Source organism: Legionella gresilensis (genome assembly GCF_900639865.1).
Lineage (GTDB): Bacteria > Pseudomonadota > Gammaproteobacteria > Legionellales > Legionellaceae > Legionella_C > Legionella_C gresilensis.
Window position 1 is genome coordinate 40638 of the sequence record NZ_CAAAHX010000015.1, and the last position, 19318, is coordinate 59955.

Sequence of the window (19318 nt, forward strand, 5' to 3'; positions counted from 1 at the left end):
AATGGGTATATAAGAATACATACCAATGTATTAAATATTTTCTTAAGTTATTGAAATAAATACATATTTTATTCATGATGTACATGTAGATTTACCATAAAAGAATCTAAGTCGCCTTCATAATGCTGAGGTCGGTAGTTCGAGTCTACCCATAGCCACCAATCAAACACTTACGTTTTTTTTCTCCCCTGCTTCTCCTATTATAAGGTGCAAATTGAATGTTTCATTACTTAATTAATAAGTTTGTTCTTCTCAGATTAGGGATAATATTTATCAACTGTATAAAACTTTCTTCCTTGTAGCAACTGCAAGTGGGTCCCTACTCCCTTTATATTTATTCCAACTAAAGACTAATAAACAGGTAGATTTATAGATTATTGATTTATTATTGCAGCTTAAAAAGTGGACATCTCTCATTATCAGTTGTAATGAGCATCTTCTAAATTATTTCTAAGATTTCACAGAGCTTAAGCTTACATAATGGATTAAAATACGCCTTATTAGACAATAAACATCTTTTTTTGATCAAATTAATAACATTTGATAATATAGCGCGCCTAATAGTTAAATTTGGTACTAATATGAGCGAAGACAGAACAAAAGAAAATTTGATTGTAGAAAGTAATGAGATAAGAGATGTATTAAAGTACTGTTCTTTTAATACGCTAGGGACATTTGATCTAGATAACACTTTAATTAGACCGACAAGAGTAAAAGGTTTAGCTAGTGATAAGTGGTTTGCTGAAGTATTTTCCTATGGGTCAAAGGTTTTAACTGATGCAAACAAAGCAAGACAACTTACCATAGAACTTTGTGACTTACTCCAAACTGTTATCCAAGTTAAATCTGTTGAAGATAAAACGGCTATAGTCCTAAAGGTACTTAAGGATGTTGGTTTACCCATCATGGGTTTAACTGCACGCGGTGTCAATTTATCAGAAATAACAGAAGCGCAATTAAAATCGGTAGGAATTAGTTTCACAACTCTCAGTAATGAAGTTATTGAATTAGATGTTGGCGATCCAACTCGAAAACCTTTTTATAAAAATGGAATAATCTATTGTGACGGCGCAAACAAAGGAAAATGTTTATCGGCATTTTTAGCCTACTTAGGCGTAAAATATAATATAGTCATGGTAGATGATACAGGCCGTAATTTAGATCAAATCTTGGCAGAAGCCAATAAAGTAGGTTTCTCTTTCACAGGCTTAAGATATGGACGTACAGATCAACTCTTAACTAAATTTAGTTTGTTTAAGTCTATGGAGAAGATGAAAGATTATGAGGACAAACTACCTTCTCGGGCTCACACGATAATACAACAACTTAAGCTCGAACAATTAAACGTCTTAAATGAGGAATTACAAGGATGTAGAATGGTAAAGTAGGAGTATAAAAGCATTCAGCATAACAAAATGTACCAGATATAAACTTGACGTGCTTTAGTTTTAATGTAATCGGATATATTACTTTAAACAGAAAGAGTTTCCAGTTTTAATAGAAGTATACACTTTAAATTAAAACAAAGGAAATCTCATGAAAACTAGTCTGTTTATATAATTAGTTAACTTATTTTCAGTTAATTAGTTATATTAGCTATAAACTTAACTTTGCTGGATAATTACTATTTTGAATTTTGGAAATTCTACTGCTATTTACTGTTCTCGCTAATTAAGTAAGTATCCTAGTCATTTATTAAGCTGTATTTCAAATAAAGTTATTCAATTGTCAATATCAGTGTCAGAATTAGTCTCAAAGAAACTTAAGAGTGATTTAATTTGACGCGTTAATTTAGCTATCATTGTTAACAATAAAAATTAACAATGGCTTAACCCATTAGGTTTTGAAAGATAAATTATAATCAATACAACATTTATTAATTACACTTCCTTCTATATTATTTTAAATGGCAATTCCCTTTTAGAGTGTATTTTTAAAATGCAATTTTAGTAAATGTTTTTGGTTTATTTATTCCCTTTTGGCACATTGGCCCAATACCCGTATGTTTATTATTTAAAAGTTCCATTGCTTTTTATAGGCTTGTGCTGGTGTAATTACACCTAATCTGCCAAGGTTAATACGTCTACCCTTTTTATATTTGCATACATAAGTCATACTCCTGTAGTATAAACTCTAATTAAAAACCCTTTTAAATGCCCATCACGCACATCATATATTTTCTCCTTAGGTATTAATTTTTGTATAAGGGAGCTATTAATTCTTGCTTGCAATTCGGTCTCTAAATAAAACTAAGTGCATGCCTCAATTTCCACACTATTTTAAACATCAAAAAATATTAAACTGTTAAATATTAGAGTGCATATGGAGTGCAAATTTATTGTAAATGCTAACATGAGTGTATACGCCAGTGCATCTAATGCTAACTTAAGCGCTTGCAATTTAATGACATTTTACGCATGGTTGTATATAGGAATATATTAGAAAAGAATTTCTCTCAATCGTGGACTTAATACATGCGATATAATTAAAATTACACTCATTATATTCTTATATGGATGAAATAAGATCAATACCAATTTAAATATTACCCTTTGGTAAATTTGGTTTCGTCAATATGGTAGCCTGTATCTTTATAGCTCTTTTCCATAGGTGGTTTAGATGCATGTTGAAGTTTAATGATAGGAAAAAAGGAAGTTAGGATATCGTTATATAAGTTGACTGTTGAAGCAGTTCGCTTACCCCAACCAAAAAATGTAACTCCTTTCGTTACTTTTAACTTTCCAGTTAATTCACATTCTACATCGAATGCTATTCGAGAATATTTACTATGTGAAATAAGCTTTCCTTTATTCACGTCATCCAACGCTTCTTTAATAATATTTCTTATTCTAAAAGCACTATGCGAATATCCTTCACTACCTCCTCCTATACCTAAATTATATGAATGTTCTTCAATTTTTTTTAAAATTTCCTTCAAATTAGATTCATATGTTTCAGAGGTAAATTTCACTAGGTCCTGCTTACAATCTGCAACTACCTTAGGTTCTTTTAATTGTTTATCTTTCAAATTTCTACTCAATATGGCTTCTATTTGACTTAAACAATTTAACTCAACTTGACATTTTAATGTGGATTTTTCTTCTTTTTTTATACTCGACTGCTCATGCATTATCCATTGTAATTTTGATTCTTGAATGACCTTGTTAATTTCATCCAGAATCGGCTGAAGCTCAGCGTGTTCGTCAATATTTTTTCTAATATTATTTTGAATTTCAGTAATTTTAATAAAATTTATATTTTTGGAAAAAATTTTAGGATTTTGTTCTAAATAAGTTTCAGCCTTTGACTTTCTTAGCTCATATATTCGTTCCTATAGGCATTTATAAAGTTGAGGATTTCTAAAATTAACCACTGGGCGAGCTGAGGCTTTAAGTAATTCAATTGTTAGCTGACTTGACAATGGTAAAGACACATCGTTATCAGAATACTCTACACCAAAAAAGAGTGCAGCTTTTTGTAAAAATACTTTAGCATATGATATATGCAATTCTTTACCTGCAATGTGCGTCCTATTTCCAACAATAATTTTAGTTGTATTTATAAAATCACTTCACGATTTTATTAATTCGGCAAGGTCGTTTGCTTTTAGCTCATTTATACTTCCATCAAAAATTTTTTCCCATTGATTTTTTTGTTCCGACCACCTCTTGAATAATTCTTGATTTCCAACAACGGTGTGATTTCTAGGCATATAAATACTCTTATTGTCAATTATTTATACTTTAATTATATAATAAATATAGTATGTATAAATTAATACCATAATTAACCTATAATTCCTGCTCAATAGTGGGAGAAAAATGTTTAATTTCATAGATGTATATCTATAAGGCGATGGGGGGGGGTAATTACTGCTACTGAAATTAATTTACTTTAACTTTTTTACAATTACTAATTCTAAACACATAAGCTCTTCAATTTTTACAGAGTGCAAATTCATTATAAATGGATATATAAGCATACATACCATTGTATTAGATATATTATTAACCTATTAAAATGAAATATTATTTTGTTCATAGATATATAGGGATATATTAATAAAGAAATGGAATCGCCCTCAAGCTTTCTATCACACTAGCAGGTCTTTTCAACCTCAATTGAATAAAACTATCATGCATTTTGGTGCCCCTTGTTTTTTACAGTAAACTTAAGAGATTGAAAAAAGCTGCCTCTTGGTTATTTTAAGGAGTAAATGTTGGGCCAAGTGGCCCAACCTACTCTTGCTTTAACAAGGTGCATATAGGGTGCAAATCCACTCCAATTATAAGTAAAAATCTAACTAAGTTTATTGAAGGTATTTAAACCGCATAGCTCTAAGATAAAAAATTGTAAATTTAAATGACTATACAGCCAACTGTGATCCTGTTACCTCTGGAGCAGGTATTGACTCTTGAGCTTTACTTTTCTTACCAAAAAAAGTAAAACTTGGGCATTTAGTATTTTCAATTACACTACTTGCACAGTATGCGACACCTGTAGCAACAGGTGTTAAAATTGCACCTATTGCACCGCCCGCGCATACACCTAGGCCAAAGGTGGCTTCTAAACCACCCAATAAAGCAATTGCAGCTGTAATTGCACTTGCTCCGCTTTCACTAATCCCATCAACGCCAGCCAAGGCAGGTTGGACGAATTCAACGCAAGCCCAAATTCCAAGTGCTATACCCGTAGCGCCACCGATTACACCGCCGCCAACAGCTCCAACTCCAAAACTAATACCGCAAACTTCAAGTTTTGACATGACTAATCCTTAGTTGTTTTTAAAAAAGTGGATATTAAACTAAGTTATTAATTTAAAAAATGAATTTTGAAAATTTTTACTTATCACATATTTTTTTATATAGTTTTGTTTGATTTTCATTTATAGGAATTAAGCAAATGCGATGGACCGAAGCAAATATTCCCAATTTGTCTGGTAAAATAGCGATTGTTACTGGGGCTAATAGTGTTTTAGGTTATGAAACAGCATGTGCCTTAGCAGTCCGAGGTAGTAAAGTAATTATGGCTTGCCGAAATTTAGAAAAAGCACAAAACGCAAAGAACAATATAGAAAAGTTTATTCCCCTGGCAGATATTAAAATCGAAGAATTAGATTTATCTAGCTTAGCTTCCATTATTATTTTTGTAACAATATTAAAAAATCTTATGATCGAATTGATATTTTAATTAATAATGCTGCTATCTTAAACACTAGTCCTGGCCAAAAAACAAGAGATAAATTTGAGTTAATAATGGGTACAAACCACCTGGGAACATTTACTTTAACTGCACAATTGCTGCCATTATTAGAAGCTTCGAGCCATGCTCGAATTGTTACTGTCAGCAGCGACTCACATAAATTTGTTGATTTACGCTTAATGATCTAACTAACCCTAATTCAGCTCAACATTTAAAAACATATGCTAAATCAAAGCTAGCAAATCTACTCTTTGTTTTTGAATTAGCAATATGTGAAAATAATCTCATACTGTATCTCCCTTAATTTTTGTGAGTGCATTTTATTGCAAATTATATTGATGTGCACTTATTTTTTACAACCCATCTTCTAAAAGTTAAGTTATTTCTATTCCTTTAATAACTACCTATACAGGTAATCTATTTTATGGAAAGTAATCCTGGCTATAGAGAAAAAATAGTTAAATAATAAACCATCAAGCATATTTCATCTCTACTATTTGGTTAATTTTATCTACCTCAGAACTATCTTTTTTAGAGCGACAATCAAACAAGGTTTTAACAGTTCGGTGCTCAGATAGCTTTGGCGTTGTTTTAACATAATCATGTTGAAGGGCCGCTAAGATCATTACTACTTTGGCAGGTTGACACTCTTTATCTAACTGCTTTTCTAGTAATTGAACGCAGGCATTAGCACTTCCACCACTTGCTAAACCGTCATCTATAAAAATTATTTTTTTACCTGCTAATATTTTTATTTTTTCATTAGGCAATTCAACGGTATCCTTATCTCTATACCCTTTATCAAAAGATTGCAGTTGAACAAATTCTTCAGCCATTTTGTTATTGCCTTTTTTACGGATAACAAAAAGTGGCAACATTAAGCGATCAGCAACTTGAGCAGCAATAGGAATACCACGAACCTCGGGGCTAACTATTACTAAATCCTGCCAACAGATTTTATTTTTTTCTACAAAGTGTTGTATTTTTAATGAAAGCTGCTTAGTGATTTTTTGATTTAAACCCACATTTTCTTGCAAACTCAAGACATCAAAAAATTTATTGCCTTTATAAGTATGATGTGGCATGTGACGCATTGCTTCATCTCTTTTTAAATGCCAACTCACCTTCAAGCGTTCAGAGGAAATAGGCACATTCTCATTTCCTGATTGTCTTTCAAAAGGCTCGGTAACTTCTTTAACTTTAAATTCAACCGATTCAAGCTGCTTAAAAAAATGTTCTTTAAAATGATAGGTAAAAGTTTGACCAACGCAGCGCCTTGCACCCGTTGAATGATAAAGCCCTGCTGTTTTTAAATCTAAAAATACCGCACTACCAGCAGGAAGAATACTATCATTATTTAAAGTAACCGCTTCATCTAAAATTCTTGAACGGATAGGGAAAAGGTAACCCTTATTCATCCCCTGTTGATAAACCTTTTCACGAACAGCAGGATCGTGTAAGTCTGCATTTTCTTTAATTGCAAATGCTAAGGCTTCATACATCACATTTTCTAGAAAATCAGGCTCAAATATTAAATCAAATACACAATCATTAAGAATTTCAGCAATTTTATCTTTCGTTAATCCTAGCTTTTCTTGCTCATTAATCCTTAATAAGGCATCTTCAAAACGTTTTACCATTGAATCAGCTGAGGAATTTTTAATAAATGTTTGAATCGTTTTTTTAGCTTCTGTCAATAGATTATTAACTGAGTAACTGTAAACCCAGGTAGTTAATCCGATTGGATCTAAACTTTTATAATAATTATTGTAAAAGCATTGTCTCATAACAGTTAGTAATTGATTTCGATTTTGCTGATAACTCTCAAGCGATATTGCCTGGCCGAATAGATATTCAGCCCAGAACCCACAGAAAAAATCATCGAAAGTCGTGTCTAATTCAAATACTTTTTTAGCAAAAAAAGTATTATTTAAGTGCTTATCAGTTAAATGCTCTATGCACTGACGATCACCTTTTAATACCTGGCCAAAAGCATTATGAATTAATTTCCATACGTTAATTTGATTGTTGTTTTGATAGGAATGAGAATCACCGCTATCAGTTGCTACAAAGTCATATTTTAATTGAGCAGCTTGGGAGAAATGACGATAGACATTTCCTAAGTGACTTTTTCCTGTAAGAACTTTTTTTATTTCTTCAGGCGTTTCTAAATAAAATACCTGTTTATTAAAAATAGAAAATGAGAAGTTTTGAGTTTGATATTGAGTTTGAACAGCTTTAATAGAACTATATTCAAGGCCAGTATGCCACCATTGCATAAATAAAGAAGATAAACCAATTGGTTTAATGCTAGTTGAAATTGGTTTTTGCAGAGATACTTGATCTTTCTCTAATAAGGGATGAATTTCTTTTATTCTTTGTAACTGCGAATAAATAAAAATACTTGTTGCATGTATAGAGTCATTAGTAGCGATGGTAATACTATCCTTCCCTAATTCTTTTTTAATTTTCTCCAATACAGGTTTGGTATTTTCTTGATAAAATTTTAAGCGCTGTTTAATGGCATCATCATTATCGTCAGCGCGTGAACTATTACGTGATTGCATACGTACTGCCAACATCTCTTCATTTATATCTAAATGAATTATACCAGCGGGCTTTCCCCAGATTTTGTTAAGAGCCTCGTATTGTGAAAGTGTTCGCGGATAGCCATCTAATAAAACAACTTTATCTTTATAGTTAGGTTTCGCTAATTCCTCAGCTAAAATTTGTTGAATTATCTCATCAGGTAATAAATGGCCTTGGCTAATACTGGTAGCATATTGTTTGCTAATAAGATGACTTGGATCTTTTAGAAGTTGACGTACAGTTTCACCTAAGGATAAATGAATAAAATTTTTATTAATAGCTGTTAACGCTAGTCCTTGTGTACTTTTACCGCTACCAGGACCGCCTGCTAATAGAATAATTTTCATGTTCACCTCACTATCTTTAATTGTTAGAATGCTAATACTTTTTAATCAGTTTGTTTCCCCGCGTTAATTACGGGAGAGAAAGGTGAAACCTTATTTTGCAGAATCAATTGAGCCCGCTAATATCGGCATTACAAAATACCAAAATGGATTGCTGCTTTATGACGTAAAAAATAAAAATAATAAAAATAGTGATTTGTTAATCAATCTAGCTGAACTATTTGCACTTCCTTATAGTGTTTACCTGCTTGATGTAAAGGGCGCTACAGTGAAAATCAATGAGGAAGGCGCAACTATTTGTGGTTTTAATTCATCAAGTCATGCAATAGGTAAAACCATTTTTGCTGTCTCAATGGCAAGTGCTAAGCAGTTATTAGATAACTGCGCATCAACTTTAAAACAAGAATCAGTTAAAATTTTTGATGAATTTAATACACGTCTAGATGGTAAATCACTACAATTCTTATCCTTTAAATTTCCTTGTTATAATTTTGCATATCGATTACAGGGCACTTTAGGGATATCTATTGTTTTAGGCGAACATTCATTAGCTAATGCTATCACTCAATTAACTGATATTGGCTTATTGCCTAAAAATAATTCAGAAGATAGTCAAGCACTAAAATTAAATCTAGGTAATGTCTTATTAACCCCCAGAGAGCAAGAATGCCTTGAATTTACTGTAAAAGGTTTTACAGCTAAACAAATAGCTAAGAAACTTGCTATTTCACATAGAACTGTAGAAGAATATATTAATCACGTAAAATTAAAATTAGAAACTTGTACTAAGCGTGAAATGATCCAAAAAGTTTTAGATATAAGTTAATACATTAAGTACCAACTTAGCATCTAGTTTGTTTGCGATAGCTAATTGACCCCCGTATTTAAGACGGAGTGTTCATCCTCTTAGATCCAATTATTATGAAGTTCTTCAGAATAACTAAGAGGTAAATATGAGTCCTTCCAAACAAACTAGTGTTGAAGCCCAGCAATTTGATATAAGTCGACTTTTAACACTTAATCATAATAGATCAAAAAATAAATTTGCTAAAAAAGGAATCTTTTTTAAAACCAGTGACGAATTGATATCTAGCAAATTCATTAATTTTTATAATCAGGGCTGCCCAGTCCAGACTTGGAAAATTGATCCTAAAAAAGTAGCGCGTAATAGTTTTAAGATTTTTTCCACTGGCGATCCCTTTGCTATTATTTCTCCTGATATTGAAATTACAGGCGAAAATATTAATATTCATGTTGGTGTACAACACGCCAATTATTCACCTCTTGCCTTACTTTATGAAGCACTGCAACTTTGCCGCTGTGCCTACGAACAAGGCGCTGAAAAAATTACGATTGCGCTCCCTGAACAGTTTCATCCAATTTTATGTCCTAATGATTTCAATATATTGCTTACGAAGTTATTTAAGGCAAGTGGTGCTAATAAAATTTATTTTTATGATAAAAACTATCAAGGGATTTTAGATGAGACTAATATAAATGCAACAATACCACTTATAATATCTGAGCAACCCAGGTCTAATCACCTTTCCTATCAACTTAATAAAAACGAATTATTAAATTATTTGCAATTACCAAACGAACAATTTAATACCGCAACAATTGATTCGCAAGTAATGCACTTTACTCGTAGAAGTTATTTAAATCAGCTTTGGTCCAAGCTTAATTTAAATCACAGTAACCTGCTTGATCATTTCTACAATACAGCTTCTTCTATTCATATTCCTGAACAAGAACAAACGCATATACTACTTTGCTGTCAAGCAAATAGGCCTTTAGCAGAAAAAATAGCAGCTGAACTTCGTCTAAAGGGAGAAAAAGTTAAACTTTATTTTACAGAAGGACAAGGTGATAAGGCTACAATTCCTAGTGAGGCTAACATTGCTGGCTCGGTAGTAACTATTGTGCAATCAACTCGGCCTAATCCTGACAACCCTGCTGCAATAGCTGAGTATCAAAAAAATGGTGCTTCGGCTTACTTCTTTGAAGCAGCAATGATTGCCAGGCAAGCCCATCTACGAGGGGCTGCAAAAATTAATTTCATTAATCCTTATCAATTTAATGCTCGCTCTGATAAAGCTGAAAATAATCCCAAAGGAAAAACTGGCGCCTATGTACAGCAAAATGGCTTATTATTAGAGGCAGCAGGCGTAAACCAAGTTATTACTGCAGAATGTCACGATAACCATACGATGTCGGGAACTTATACAGGAAAAAAAATAAAAGGCACAGCGGTTCCAGCCCTTATTAGTATATCAACTCAATTGGCAACCGATTGGCTTAATGAATCTAAAGAGGCTACAAAAGGACAATTACGTTTAGTAACACCTGACGCTGGCGCTACCAAACGGACAAAAGAACTTGTTTTACATTTACAAAATATATTAGGTAAGAAATTATCTGAATCACGTATTTTAGGAGAAAAACAACGAGATTCTCATCAAGATGATAGTGCTCTTATTAATAATTTAAATGTAGGCGATATTGGTATTAATGCCTATGATAAATATCTAATTACCGATGATGAAACAGCAACTGGAAGTACGCTTTGCCAAGCCATTACGAACCTCAAGAACAATGGTGCTAAAAATATTTCAGTGATTGTTGTACATAATAATATGCCCTTAGACTGGCTATTAAGACAACTTTGCTTAGCAAGGTTTTTGTATTTGGGCGTAAATGACTTACATTTTAGTAATACTCAAGAAATGGGTAGCTTAGCAAACAGCTATGATGATTTACTTAGAACTTATGCTCAAAAAACTTCGCTACCTATATCGGCTATTGAAGAGCAAGTAATTTCTTGGTTTAAGGAAAACATTAGCAAAGATTTTTCTAATAAATCATCTGATTACTTCGATCAAGAATTTACTCAATTTAAATCCATATTTAATCAACTGGAAAATAAAATAACTGTTCATTCATTAGCAAAAGAATTTGCTAGTAGAGTTAGCAAAAAACCTGCTAAATCATACACTTTAGAAAATATAGTGAGCTTGCCTACTAATCCTAAAAATTTCTATACAAATTATAGAGGAATGCTATTATTTTCCCCACCTCAACTTGAAGTTCAGAAAGGAGAGCTAAATAATGCTACATTGCAAAATAAGTTGGGTTAATTAATTGCCCATAATTTTTTAAAAAAGAAAATATTTAATAAACCTCATTTCTCTTTAAATTATCCTTAATTTAAAGAGAAATGAGGAAAAGATAACTCTTATTATTTCACTTTTAAAATAATAAATAATATTGACAACCCAACCTATTTAAAGCATATTCTTTTAGGAAATAATAAACCATACAAATTACTCACAAGACATATCTTAAGATAAGAACTCTTTTAAAATTTATTGAATGCTAGGGTATGTTAACAATTCAATTTTTTCTACCTCGGGTGTGTTATCAAGTTGCTCTATTAAATCTTAAATAGGCCAAGAGCGCTTTAATATTAAGATCGATACTGGATCCCGTGGACAAGCCATGGGATGTAGGCGTAAATAGCAATTGTCAACAGACCCTAGAGTTAAATAGGGTGCAAATTCACTTATCTAAGATTGATTAAATAAAAAGGATTTACATGAAAAAATTGCAAATTGGGTTACTCGTTTTATTTTCTTCTTTCACTGTCGCAGATACATTGCCTCCTATTTATGAAAAACCGGTAAAATTAGTAACCGTTAATTACTCTGCAATAGTAGAAGCTTCGGGTTTAGTAATGAGTAAAAAGAACCCAGGCATTGCATGGATACATAATGATAGTGGGGGTTCAGCAACAGTTTATGGCATAAATCTAACCGATGGTAGCTGTACTGCAAAAATTAATATGAAAGGCGCTTCTAATGTAGATATTGAGGATATCGCTTTAGGAAATTATCAAGGCGTGGAAACACTCTTTTTAGCAGACATTGGTGATAATGGCAGATCTAGAAGTTCCTATTACATCAACGTATTACCCGAACCTAGCCTTAACGGGATTTCTGGTTGCAAAAATATTGATGCCGTTGTTAAAAAGATAAAATTTGCTTATCCTAATAATACTAAAAATAATGCAGAAGCATTAATGTTTAATGAGCAAACTCAAAAACTTTATATTATAACGAAAGCAACAAACACGGAATTTTTTGAATTCCAAACAATGGATACTTCTGGATCTACTGCTTATTTGCAATATCTAGGGAGATTTCCTTTGTCGACTGTGACCAGCGCTGATATGAGTCGTGATGGTGAAGGGTTATTAATTAGAGTTTCTTCAGCTATCTATGAAGTTAGGAAACTAAAAGAACAGGACGTCATCCGCTTTACACAAGAGCCTTTAGTGTCTGTACCTGCACCCTCGGAACCGCAAGGGGAAGCAGTGACTTATGATGAGGCTGGGAACTATTATACCATATCTGAACAACGGAACCCGCCTATCTATAAAATTAAACGGGTAACATCATCTTCCCAATGCCTACCTCCTACCAACATTAGTGCAACTTATAGTACTGACAAGAAATCAATCACCTTAAGTTGGCAAAAGCCAGAGCACTCTCTTCCTATTAACCAATTTCAAGTAAATAATTATAAAGACAGTTTTTTATGGAGTGGCTCAACCACTTCTTATACAGATAATAGTTTACCAGGCACATCAGGTAGTTTTAGCTATTATCTTTATTCAAAATGTGATGTAGGGTTATCTAAACGAGTACAACATATTGTTAATATTAATTAATAATCTGTTATTAAGCTTAATCAAAAATGCCTTCAAAAGTAGGATTATTATTTCGCGTAGCCAGATAAATCCATAGGATCAATAAAATTAGCAGTATCAAGTACTGCTAATTGTAACCTTTGATTTTTCTTATGCTTTGTTTAAATACTAGAGCAATCTTCTAGCCACCCCACTTTTTAATTGAGTAAGAAATAACATATATCCCTCAAAGAGCTAGAGGAAACATTTTTTGAAGCCTCATACTCTCATTTAAAATATTTGTTTATTTTTTCCCTATTACACTCCAAATTTTTATTCTTAATAGTAAAAGAAAGATGAATATACTAAAATATCTGTTACCACCTGATGTCAATGTAGGCCGCATTTATCAGTCACTGCTACCATACCATCGTATCATGTTTATTCTAAGAGACACGTTCCGAGAATCATTAGCTTTAAAAATCGATAATAAAGTATTAAGCAAGTTAATCATTAAAAATTAGAAGCAATGCCGAATAAACCAGATAACGAAGCGCTATTACAATTGATAACGTCTTTTGAAAAAGAAGCTCAGGATCAGAGAAAAAATTTCTTTTTTAAAACAGCACTTCCAAATAAACACTTGGAGTCTCTATTCTTAATTAAAAAAATATTAACTAAAGAGGAAAATTATAAAAATAACTTAAGTTGATTCTTAGATAGATGGATTTATTTGTCTACATACACCACTTATTTAAATTTTTTATTTTAATACCTATATAATAGAAATAGTTTAAATTAAGGAAAATGAATATTAATTTCGGTTAATTTAAAAATTAAAAGTATATTTTCAACGTTGTATTAATATGACGCCTAAGACGATCAAATTACATGCCATTGTATTGCTTGCTCCTTATAGAGCCAAACTAAAATTGTAAAATATGAATATGGAAACTTACCAACAAAAGCTATCATCTTAATACACTTAGATCTATTTGGTGAAAATATGACAAAATTGTTAAATATTATTTAAAAACTCTATTAGAATTATTCCAGCCATAACGAAAGATAGGATTCTGCCTTACTATACTTTATTGTATACATACTAAAGCAGCGCCTAGTAAAATAAATAAACAACTGATGATTTGTGTTAGCCATTTTATAATGATGAATATTTTAGCTGTGTCTTGCACTGATTTAAGAGACATATTTACAGCTAAACTTAGAATGATATTTGCAATCCCCCCCAAGAAAGCGAATATAAATCCAGATAAAACAAGATGTTTAGTAGAATAATTGTTATTAGAATTAATAAATTGCGGCAGTATGGTCATAAAAAAAAGAATAATTTTAGGATTAAGGGCATTGATAATGGTACCTTTTAAAAATATTGAGCTTTGAGTTGGAGAAAAACCTGGTTTCTTAGGTTTTATCAATTGGGATACCCCAAGATAAATCAAGAAACAACCACCAACATATTTTGAAACTCGTTGAAATAAAATTGACTCAGCAAGAATTGCCGTTAAGCCTGCCAGCGATAAAATAATATGAAATATTGTCCCAAATTCAATACCAATAATCGAGAGTGCAATGGCCCGTGAATTACGACTTAATGTTTGCTGCATCACATAAAACATAGCGGGGCCAGGCATAATATTTAATAAAATTGCTGTCATTAGAATGTAAATCATTGTTGTGATCCCTATTATTATTTAACAGAAATAAATTCCTTGAAATTCCTGGATTAATTGACTCGCATCTATCGCTATATATTCTGCAGGCTCATCTGTTGCTAATGCTCGATAAATAAGCCGAGCAACTTGTTGCATTTGTTCCTCTTGCATACCTCGGCGAGTCAGCTCTGTAGTGGCTAATCTTATTCCTTGTACAGGTTTATCATCACCAGGTATTGAAACGTGATTGACGATGATATTGCATGCTTCTAAGCGACAAGCAGCACTAAATCCACCACCATATTTTTCAACGTTAATTAAAACTTGATGTGTTTCGGTGTAATTTTTTTCTTTAGCAAAAACAGAAATGCCACACTCATCCAAATGAGTGGCTAAAGCTTTCGCATTACATAGAACTTGATTCATATAAGCTTCGCCATATTGGTGCAGCTCTAAGGCAGTTAGTGTCAGTGCTGCTACTCTATTTAATTGGTAAGTGCCTACGAAATTAGGAAAAACTGTTGTTGCTATTGGCGTAGTTAATTTCTCATCATCCCACAGCAATAATCCACCTTGCGGGCCGCTAAATGTTTTTCCAGTAGAACCACTAACTATTGTCACACCTTGTTTAAACGGATTGGTAAAGCATTTACCCGCAATTAAACCAAGCTCATGCGCCGCATCGTAAAAAATGCGAGTATTATATTTTTTGGCAATGGCGCAAATTTCTTTTATTGGTTGTTCAAATAGGCAAATTGAAAAACCTAAGGTTATTAATTGAGGTCGATAACGACAAACTAAATATTCAAATCGTTCCAAATCAATTATTAAATGATTAGGCAGAAAAGGCATTGGTATAATGTTTAAGTCTAACAAACCGGGCATGCTTTGTTTGCAATTACTAGAATCACCGCCATGCTTAGGCATGACGGTAATTAGAGTATCATTAGGTTTTGTCAGAACAGAATATACCACTTGGCAGGCTTGTGTTCCTCCTAATAATCTATGTTCACAATAATGACATCCAAATAAGTTAGTCATTAGAACATGACAAATTGACTCAAGTTGATCGATATATTTACTCGCCATAAAATAGCGATTTTGTCTACCAATATGCCCACCTGCAGTGCGCATGCTTAAATCGCAGGCAAGGACTGATTGGGCAACTCGACTCATAGGGCTTTCAGCTGCAACAAGATTGATACATTGTTCTGTTCGCCACCCATTATTTTTTTTGATTATGCTTACAATTAGCTCTTTCATACTTTCATAGGACTCACAATGTAGTAAGTCACGTTGAGCCCTAAGAAATGAAGCAGGGTCATGGACAGTTTGATTCATTTTAAACATGCTGTGCAGCCTCAGCATTAACATTATCCCACCAACGATCATCAACAGTGAGAAATGGATTTGCCTGATCGCGAATACTAGCCCAGGTCATATTAAGCATGATACGCGTAGCGTTATACCTTAAAGGTAAAGTGCGATGTAAAGTGGTATCAGCTTTTAATAAGTACACATCACCTGGTACAAATGAATAAGTGTTAATTGGATTATCACAAAAATACTGATGAACATCAGGAGATTCCTTATCCCAGCTAGTATGCGGTACACACTGGAGCATACCGCCACAATCCACAGGTGGCATTTCAACAATCCAAATTAAGGCAAAACTATAATCCCCCCAATGCCAGCCGTGAGTATCACCGCTAAATTCCTGCTTAGTAATGACGAATTTTTCATCTTCTTTTACATCGATTAATAATCTTTCTTGGGTAACTTTCTCCAAAAACATTAACAAATTAGCAGACTCTCTAATTTGTTTAATTATCATGCTGTGTTCTTCAATTAATTCACTGCGTACAACACTTAAATATCGTGGCGTATTATCAGTAGTCTTTAAGAGAAGATCGCGACGTTCAGCGTACTTTTCTAATAAATTATATATTTCATTATGAACCTTTTGCTTGAGCTTTTCGCTAACAATATTAGGAATTTTAACCATACCTTGGCGAGAGAATTGTTCACGCAATGCGCGAATTTTCTTTTCTGTAAATACTGAGTTTGCGTGTAAAGAAATTGTATCGTTTATTGTATTCATGTTTAGTCCTTTAGTTATGTTTCCGACATCATTCTTTCATTATTTCTTTGTAGCAATCAATCCCATATTTCTGTAATATATTATTTCAAAAATGAAATAATTAGTTGTCGTGTTATCAGATATAGAAGTATTCTTACAAGTCGTAGACAGCAATAGCTTTTATAAAGCAGCCAATGTATTAAAAATTTCTCCCGCCTCAGTGACGCGAAAAGTAGCGAACCTTGAACAAGAACTTGGAGTCACTCTGTTAAATCGAAATACGAGAAGATTTTCGTTAACAAAATACGGTGATTATTGCTACAAACATTGTCAAAATATTTCTAAAATCCTTGCGGAATTAAGAAGTGATATTGCTAATAAAATAAAGGAACCTTCTGGATTAATTAATCTCTCTGTTTCAGTCTATTCAGGTTACCTTGAATTGTTACCTATAATTGCTAGATTTTTAGAACTTTATCCTCAAGTTACAATTCAATTTGTGAAGAGCAATATTTTTCCTGATTTAATTGATGATTCGTATGATATTTATTTTCGTTATAAAGAGATAAATACACGTACTTTACAGTCGAAAAAATTAATTGAACATCAAATGATATGTTGTGCTACACCAAACTATTTAAAACGTCATGGTATTCCAAAAAAACCTGATAACTTAAAGAGCCACAATTGTATCATCCATCAAATAAATTTATATGAAGGCGATTGTTGGTTTTTTCAGCAACAAGATAAAGACTATTCTATTTCTGTAAGTGGCAATCTACGTCTTAATAACTCAGCTTTGGTGTTAGAAGCAGTGTTACAAGGCGTAGGTATTGCTTTTCTGCCCAGCTATTTTTGTCAAAAATTTATTGATTGTGGTGAGCTTATTGAAGTTATGGCAGACTTTCGATCCATACCATTGGCAGTATGGATGGTGTATCCCAGACCAAAATTTCTCGCTTTAAAAAATCGTGTTTTCGTAGATTTTATATTAGATGCTTATCATTTTAATGCAAATAGCAGCAAAAAATAGCTACTTAAAATTTAGATACAAAAATTTGCAGCATTCTCATAAAAAATTAAATTAAGCTTTCAGTTAAACTTATTTATTGTATTGCTGACTTCAGGGGAGGCTTGGTTTTGATTCCGGCAGATCGTTTTCTTGCATAGGCGGTTCATTTTGCATAGCCATAATAGTATTTTTATGAAATTGAGTAAAAATAGCCCCTGCCATTTTTTGGTCGAAAGTTCCTAGCAGCTCTTCAGAAGAAGCGTAAAAGAGGGTTACAAAAAAAGATTTAATTTGTTGCCAACAGCTATTTTCTTTAGGGTTTGCGGTTTTAGATAAAAGTTCAGTTTTACGGCTTACAAATTCATCATAAAGGGTGATTAATTTTTTTTGTGGCGTTAGCACGAAAGACGGGCCAACTATAATGCCTATCATCTTATCAATAGCGGACTCTTGACCTTCCGAATTATATTTATTTTGATGTTTTTTTAGCAGCTTTAGCAAATCAGATAACAACTTTTCCGCTGTTTTATCATCGACTTGTACAATAATTTTCAATCTTAAATAATGCTTAATAATTTCATCTTGTTTATTCTCATGGGCTTTTAAATCTCTTATTTCTGCTGCATTAAAATTAGGGTTTTTTCTGTAGCTAATTAATACAGCTGCTAAAAATTTTTCTGTCTCACCTTGATGGCTTATATCGGTTAACGAGTCTATGCTAGATGTATTAAAAAGGTCTTGAATATAAGGAGGAAGTTGACTAAAGGTAGTACTACTTATAATAGATTGTTCTTGATATTCCTTAAGTGGATGATAAATAGTCCTTAAAGCAGCTATTTTATCAACCAATAAAAGATCAATATTCGGTTTTCTAAAAGACCTTATATCTTTAAATGTTGTACCGTTTGCTTGTAAAATCTTTTCAAGATCTTTTTTATCAATAGGTAAATAACCTAGGGTGCCAGCAATATCGTCCCTAGCTGCCCAGTCGTCCGCCTCAGCCTCAGATAAGGCATCACCAAAATCTATCAAATGGAGATTACCGAATTCATCGATTAAAATATTATCGGGTTTAATATCTCTATGAACATATCTTTTTCCAGTACGAGATGCTTTCCCACTGTGTAAATTATCTACTTTAATCAATAAGTGAATTGCTAAATCTAAGCGCTTATCTTCTGAAAATTGCCCTAATTCATCAGTAAGCGTTTTTCCTAAATATCTTATTTCTTGATAAATCTTATCCTGAGGTCCATTAGAACCATTCTCATTAACGAATACTAAATCAGATGTCGCGATACCAAGATCCAAATTAGTTCGAGCTTCTCGCTTTAATTTTTCCAAAGCTGCTTCACATTCTTTACGACTTTTAGTAGGGGCAACTGTATGAATTTTTACTAAGCCTGTTGTTTTTTCAGTTATTCCCTCAAAAGATTTTATCTTTCCAAAAGCCCCTCTTCTTCTAAAGGCATATTTATCAGTTTTAGCAGACAACCTAATAATACCCTGTGAAGTTTTTAAATAAGAGGCATCAATATCCACTTTCTCTTTACCTTTATGGCTTTTCTTAGATAACTTATTACTATCAGGATGCTTTTTAAAAAAATTAAGCGCATAGGTAAGTTGATTTTTAGAAGATGAGGTTTTTTTTGAAAATTCTTTATTCCTTGGCATAGCTATTTTGTTAAATATTTGTACATTAAGATAAATTATAACACATACAGCGCCTTA

The 19318-nt window shown here is 32.5% G+C and carries 15 protein-coding genes; 8 read left to right on the top strand and 7 right to left on the bottom strand.

The annotated features are described in order from the left end of the window. Positions 1-581: 581 nt before the first annotated feature. On the top strand, positions 582-1388 hold the full coding sequence (locus E1P04_RS15075; protein ID WP_131783720.1) for a DUF2608 domain-containing protein: 807 nt from the start codon (positions 582-584) through the stop codon (positions 1386-1388). Between the two features lie 1157 nt (positions 1389-2545). Here the strand turns inward: E1P04_RS15075 and E1P04_RS15080 are convergent. Both E1P04_RS15080 and E1P04_RS15085 read right to left on the bottom strand, forming a co-directional pair. Continuing rightward, complete coding sequence (locus E1P04_RS15080; RefSeq protein ID WP_131783721.1) at positions 2546-3130, bottom strand: hypothetical protein; 585 nt, start codon at positions 3128-3130, stop codon at positions 2546-2548. Between the two features lie 1236 nt (positions 3131-4366). Beyond that, complete coding sequence (locus tag E1P04_RS15085) at positions 4367-4765, bottom strand: hypothetical protein (RefSeq protein WP_131783722.1); 399 nt, start codon at positions 4763-4765, stop codon at positions 4367-4369. A 137-nt stretch (positions 4766-4902) separates the two neighbouring features. Here E1P04_RS15085 and E1P04_RS15090 point away from each other — a divergent pair, with 137 nt between their 5' ends. Beyond that, positions 4903-5190: an SDR family NAD(P)-dependent oxidoreductase gene (locus E1P04_RS15090; protein ID WP_131783723.1), complete on the top strand. Its 288-nt coding sequence runs from the start codon at positions 4903-4905 to the stop codon at positions 5188-5190. 14 nt (positions 5191-5204) lie between these two features. Next, entirely contained in the window at positions 5205-5390 is a 186-nt protein-coding gene (locus tag E1P04_RS18415; protein ID WP_427853492.1) for a Rossmann-fold NAD(P)-binding domain-containing protein, read from the top strand. 285 nt (positions 5391-5675) lie between these two features. Here the strand turns inward: E1P04_RS18415 and E1P04_RS15100 are convergent, their stop codons facing one another. Beyond that, positions 5676-8138 carry a nucleoside monophosphate kinase gene (locus E1P04_RS15100; RefSeq protein ID WP_131783724.1) on the bottom strand — a complete coding sequence of 821 codons (2463 nt, stop codon included), beginning with the start codon at positions 8136-8138 and terminating at the stop codon, positions 5676-5678. A gap of 82 nt (positions 8139-8220) precedes the next feature. On the opposite strand from E1P04_RS15100, the gene E1P04_RS15105 reads away from it, so the two are divergent. The 4 genes from E1P04_RS15105 to E1P04_RS17730 all read left to right on the top strand — a co-directional run bounded on the left by E1P04_RS15105 (position 8221) and on the right by E1P04_RS17730 (position 13346). Beyond that, complete coding sequence (locus tag E1P04_RS15105; RefSeq protein ID WP_131783725.1) at positions 8221-8961, top strand: helix-turn-helix transcriptional regulator; 741 nt, start codon at positions 8221-8223, stop codon at positions 8959-8961. Positions 8962-9088: 127 nt separating this feature from the next. After that, positions 9089-11272 carry a ribose-phosphate pyrophosphokinase-like domain-containing protein gene (locus tag E1P04_RS15110; protein WP_131783726.1) on the top strand — a complete coding sequence of 728 codons (2184 nt, stop codon included), beginning with the start codon at positions 9089-9091 and terminating at the stop codon, positions 11270-11272. A 458-nt stretch (positions 11273-11730) separates the two neighbouring features. Further along, complete coding sequence (locus E1P04_RS15115) at positions 11731-12864, top strand: hypothetical protein (protein ID WP_131783727.1); 1134 nt, start codon at positions 11731-11733, stop codon at positions 12862-12864. 314 nt (positions 12865-13178) lie between these two features. Next, a complete protein-coding gene (locus tag E1P04_RS17730) occupies positions 13179-13346 on the top strand; it encodes a hypothetical protein (protein ID WP_165482809.1) in 168 nt (55 codons plus the stop codon). A gap of 567 nt (positions 13347-13913) precedes the next feature. On the opposite strand, the gene E1P04_RS15120 is transcribed toward E1P04_RS17730, so the two are convergent. From E1P04_RS15120 to E1P04_RS15130, 3 genes are read right to left on the bottom strand one after another with little or no spacing between them, the layout of a single operon-like run. Beyond that, complete coding sequence (locus E1P04_RS15120) at positions 13914-14513, bottom strand: LysE family translocator (protein ID WP_131783728.1); 600 nt, start codon at positions 14511-14513, stop codon at positions 13914-13916. Positions 14514-14534: 21 nt separating this feature from the next. Then, positions 14535-15845, bottom strand: a complete 1311-nt coding sequence (locus tag E1P04_RS15125; protein WP_131783729.1) for an aminotransferase class I/II-fold pyridoxal phosphate-dependent enzyme — start codon at positions 15843-15845, stop codon at positions 14535-14537. Next, positions 15838-16596, bottom strand: a complete 759-nt coding sequence (locus E1P04_RS15130; protein ID WP_131783730.1) for a HalD/BesD family halogenase — start codon at positions 16594-16596, stop codon at positions 15838-15840. Before E1P04_RS15130 ends, E1P04_RS15125 begins: the two co-directional genes overlap by 8 nt. A 109-nt stretch (positions 16597-16705) precedes the next feature. Here E1P04_RS15130 and E1P04_RS15135 point away from each other — a divergent pair, with 109 nt between their 5' ends. Then, positions 16706-17608, top strand: a complete 903-nt coding sequence (locus E1P04_RS15135; protein WP_131783731.1) for a LysR family transcriptional regulator — start codon at positions 16706-16708, stop codon at positions 17606-17608. A 90-nt stretch (positions 17609-17698) separates the two neighbouring features. On the opposite strand, the gene E1P04_RS15140 is transcribed toward E1P04_RS15135, so the two are convergent. Then, the gene (locus E1P04_RS15140; RefSeq protein ID WP_131783732.1) at positions 17699-19261 is read right to left on the bottom strand and encodes a protein kinase domain-containing protein; all 1563 of its coding nucleotides are present in this window, start codon (positions 19259-19261) and stop codon (positions 17699-17701) included. Positions 19262-19318: the final 57 nt, after the last annotated feature.

Coding starts and splice junctions, on each gene's coding strand:
- E1P04_RS15075 (WP_131783720.1), top strand. CDS start 582: ATGAGCGAAGACAGAACAAAAGAAAATTTGATTGTAGAAAGTAATGAG.
- E1P04_RS15080 (WP_131783721.1), bottom strand. CDS start 3,130: ATGCATGAGCAGTCGAGTATAAAAAAAGAAGAAAAATCCACATTAAAA.
- E1P04_RS15085 (WP_131783722.1), bottom strand. CDS start 4,765: ATGTCAAAACTTGAAGTTTGCGGTATTAGTTTTGGAGTTGGAGCTGTT.
- E1P04_RS15090 (WP_131783723.1), top strand. CDS start 4,903: ATGCGATGGACCGAAGCAAATATTCCCAATTTGTCTGGTAAAATAGCG.
- E1P04_RS15100 (WP_131783724.1), bottom strand. CDS start 8,138: ATGAAAATTATTCTATTAGCAGGCGGTCCTGGTAGCGGTAAAAGTACA.
- E1P04_RS15110 (WP_131783726.1), top strand. CDS start 9,089: ATGAGTCCTTCCAAACAAACTAGTGTTGAAGCCCAGCAATTTGATATA.
- E1P04_RS15115 (WP_131783727.1), top strand. CDS start 11,731: ATGAAAAAATTGCAAATTGGGTTACTCGTTTTATTTTCTTCTTTCACT.
- E1P04_RS17730 (WP_165482809.1), top strand. CDS start 13,179: ATGAATATACTAAAATATCTGTTACCACCTGATGTCAATGTAGGCCGC.
- E1P04_RS15120 (WP_131783728.1), bottom strand. CDS start 14,513: ATGATTTACATTCTAATGACAGCAATTTTATTAAATATTATGCCTGGC.
- E1P04_RS15125 (WP_131783729.1), bottom strand. CDS start 15,845: ATGTTTAAAATGAATCAAACTGTCCATGACCCTGCTTCATTTCTTAGG.
- E1P04_RS15130 (WP_131783730.1), bottom strand. CDS start 16,596: ATGAATACAATAAACGATACAATTTCTTTACACGCAAACTCAGTATTT.
- E1P04_RS15140 (WP_131783732.1), bottom strand. CDS start 19,261: ATGCCAAGGAATAAAGAATTTTCAAAAAAAACCTCATCTTCTAAAAAT.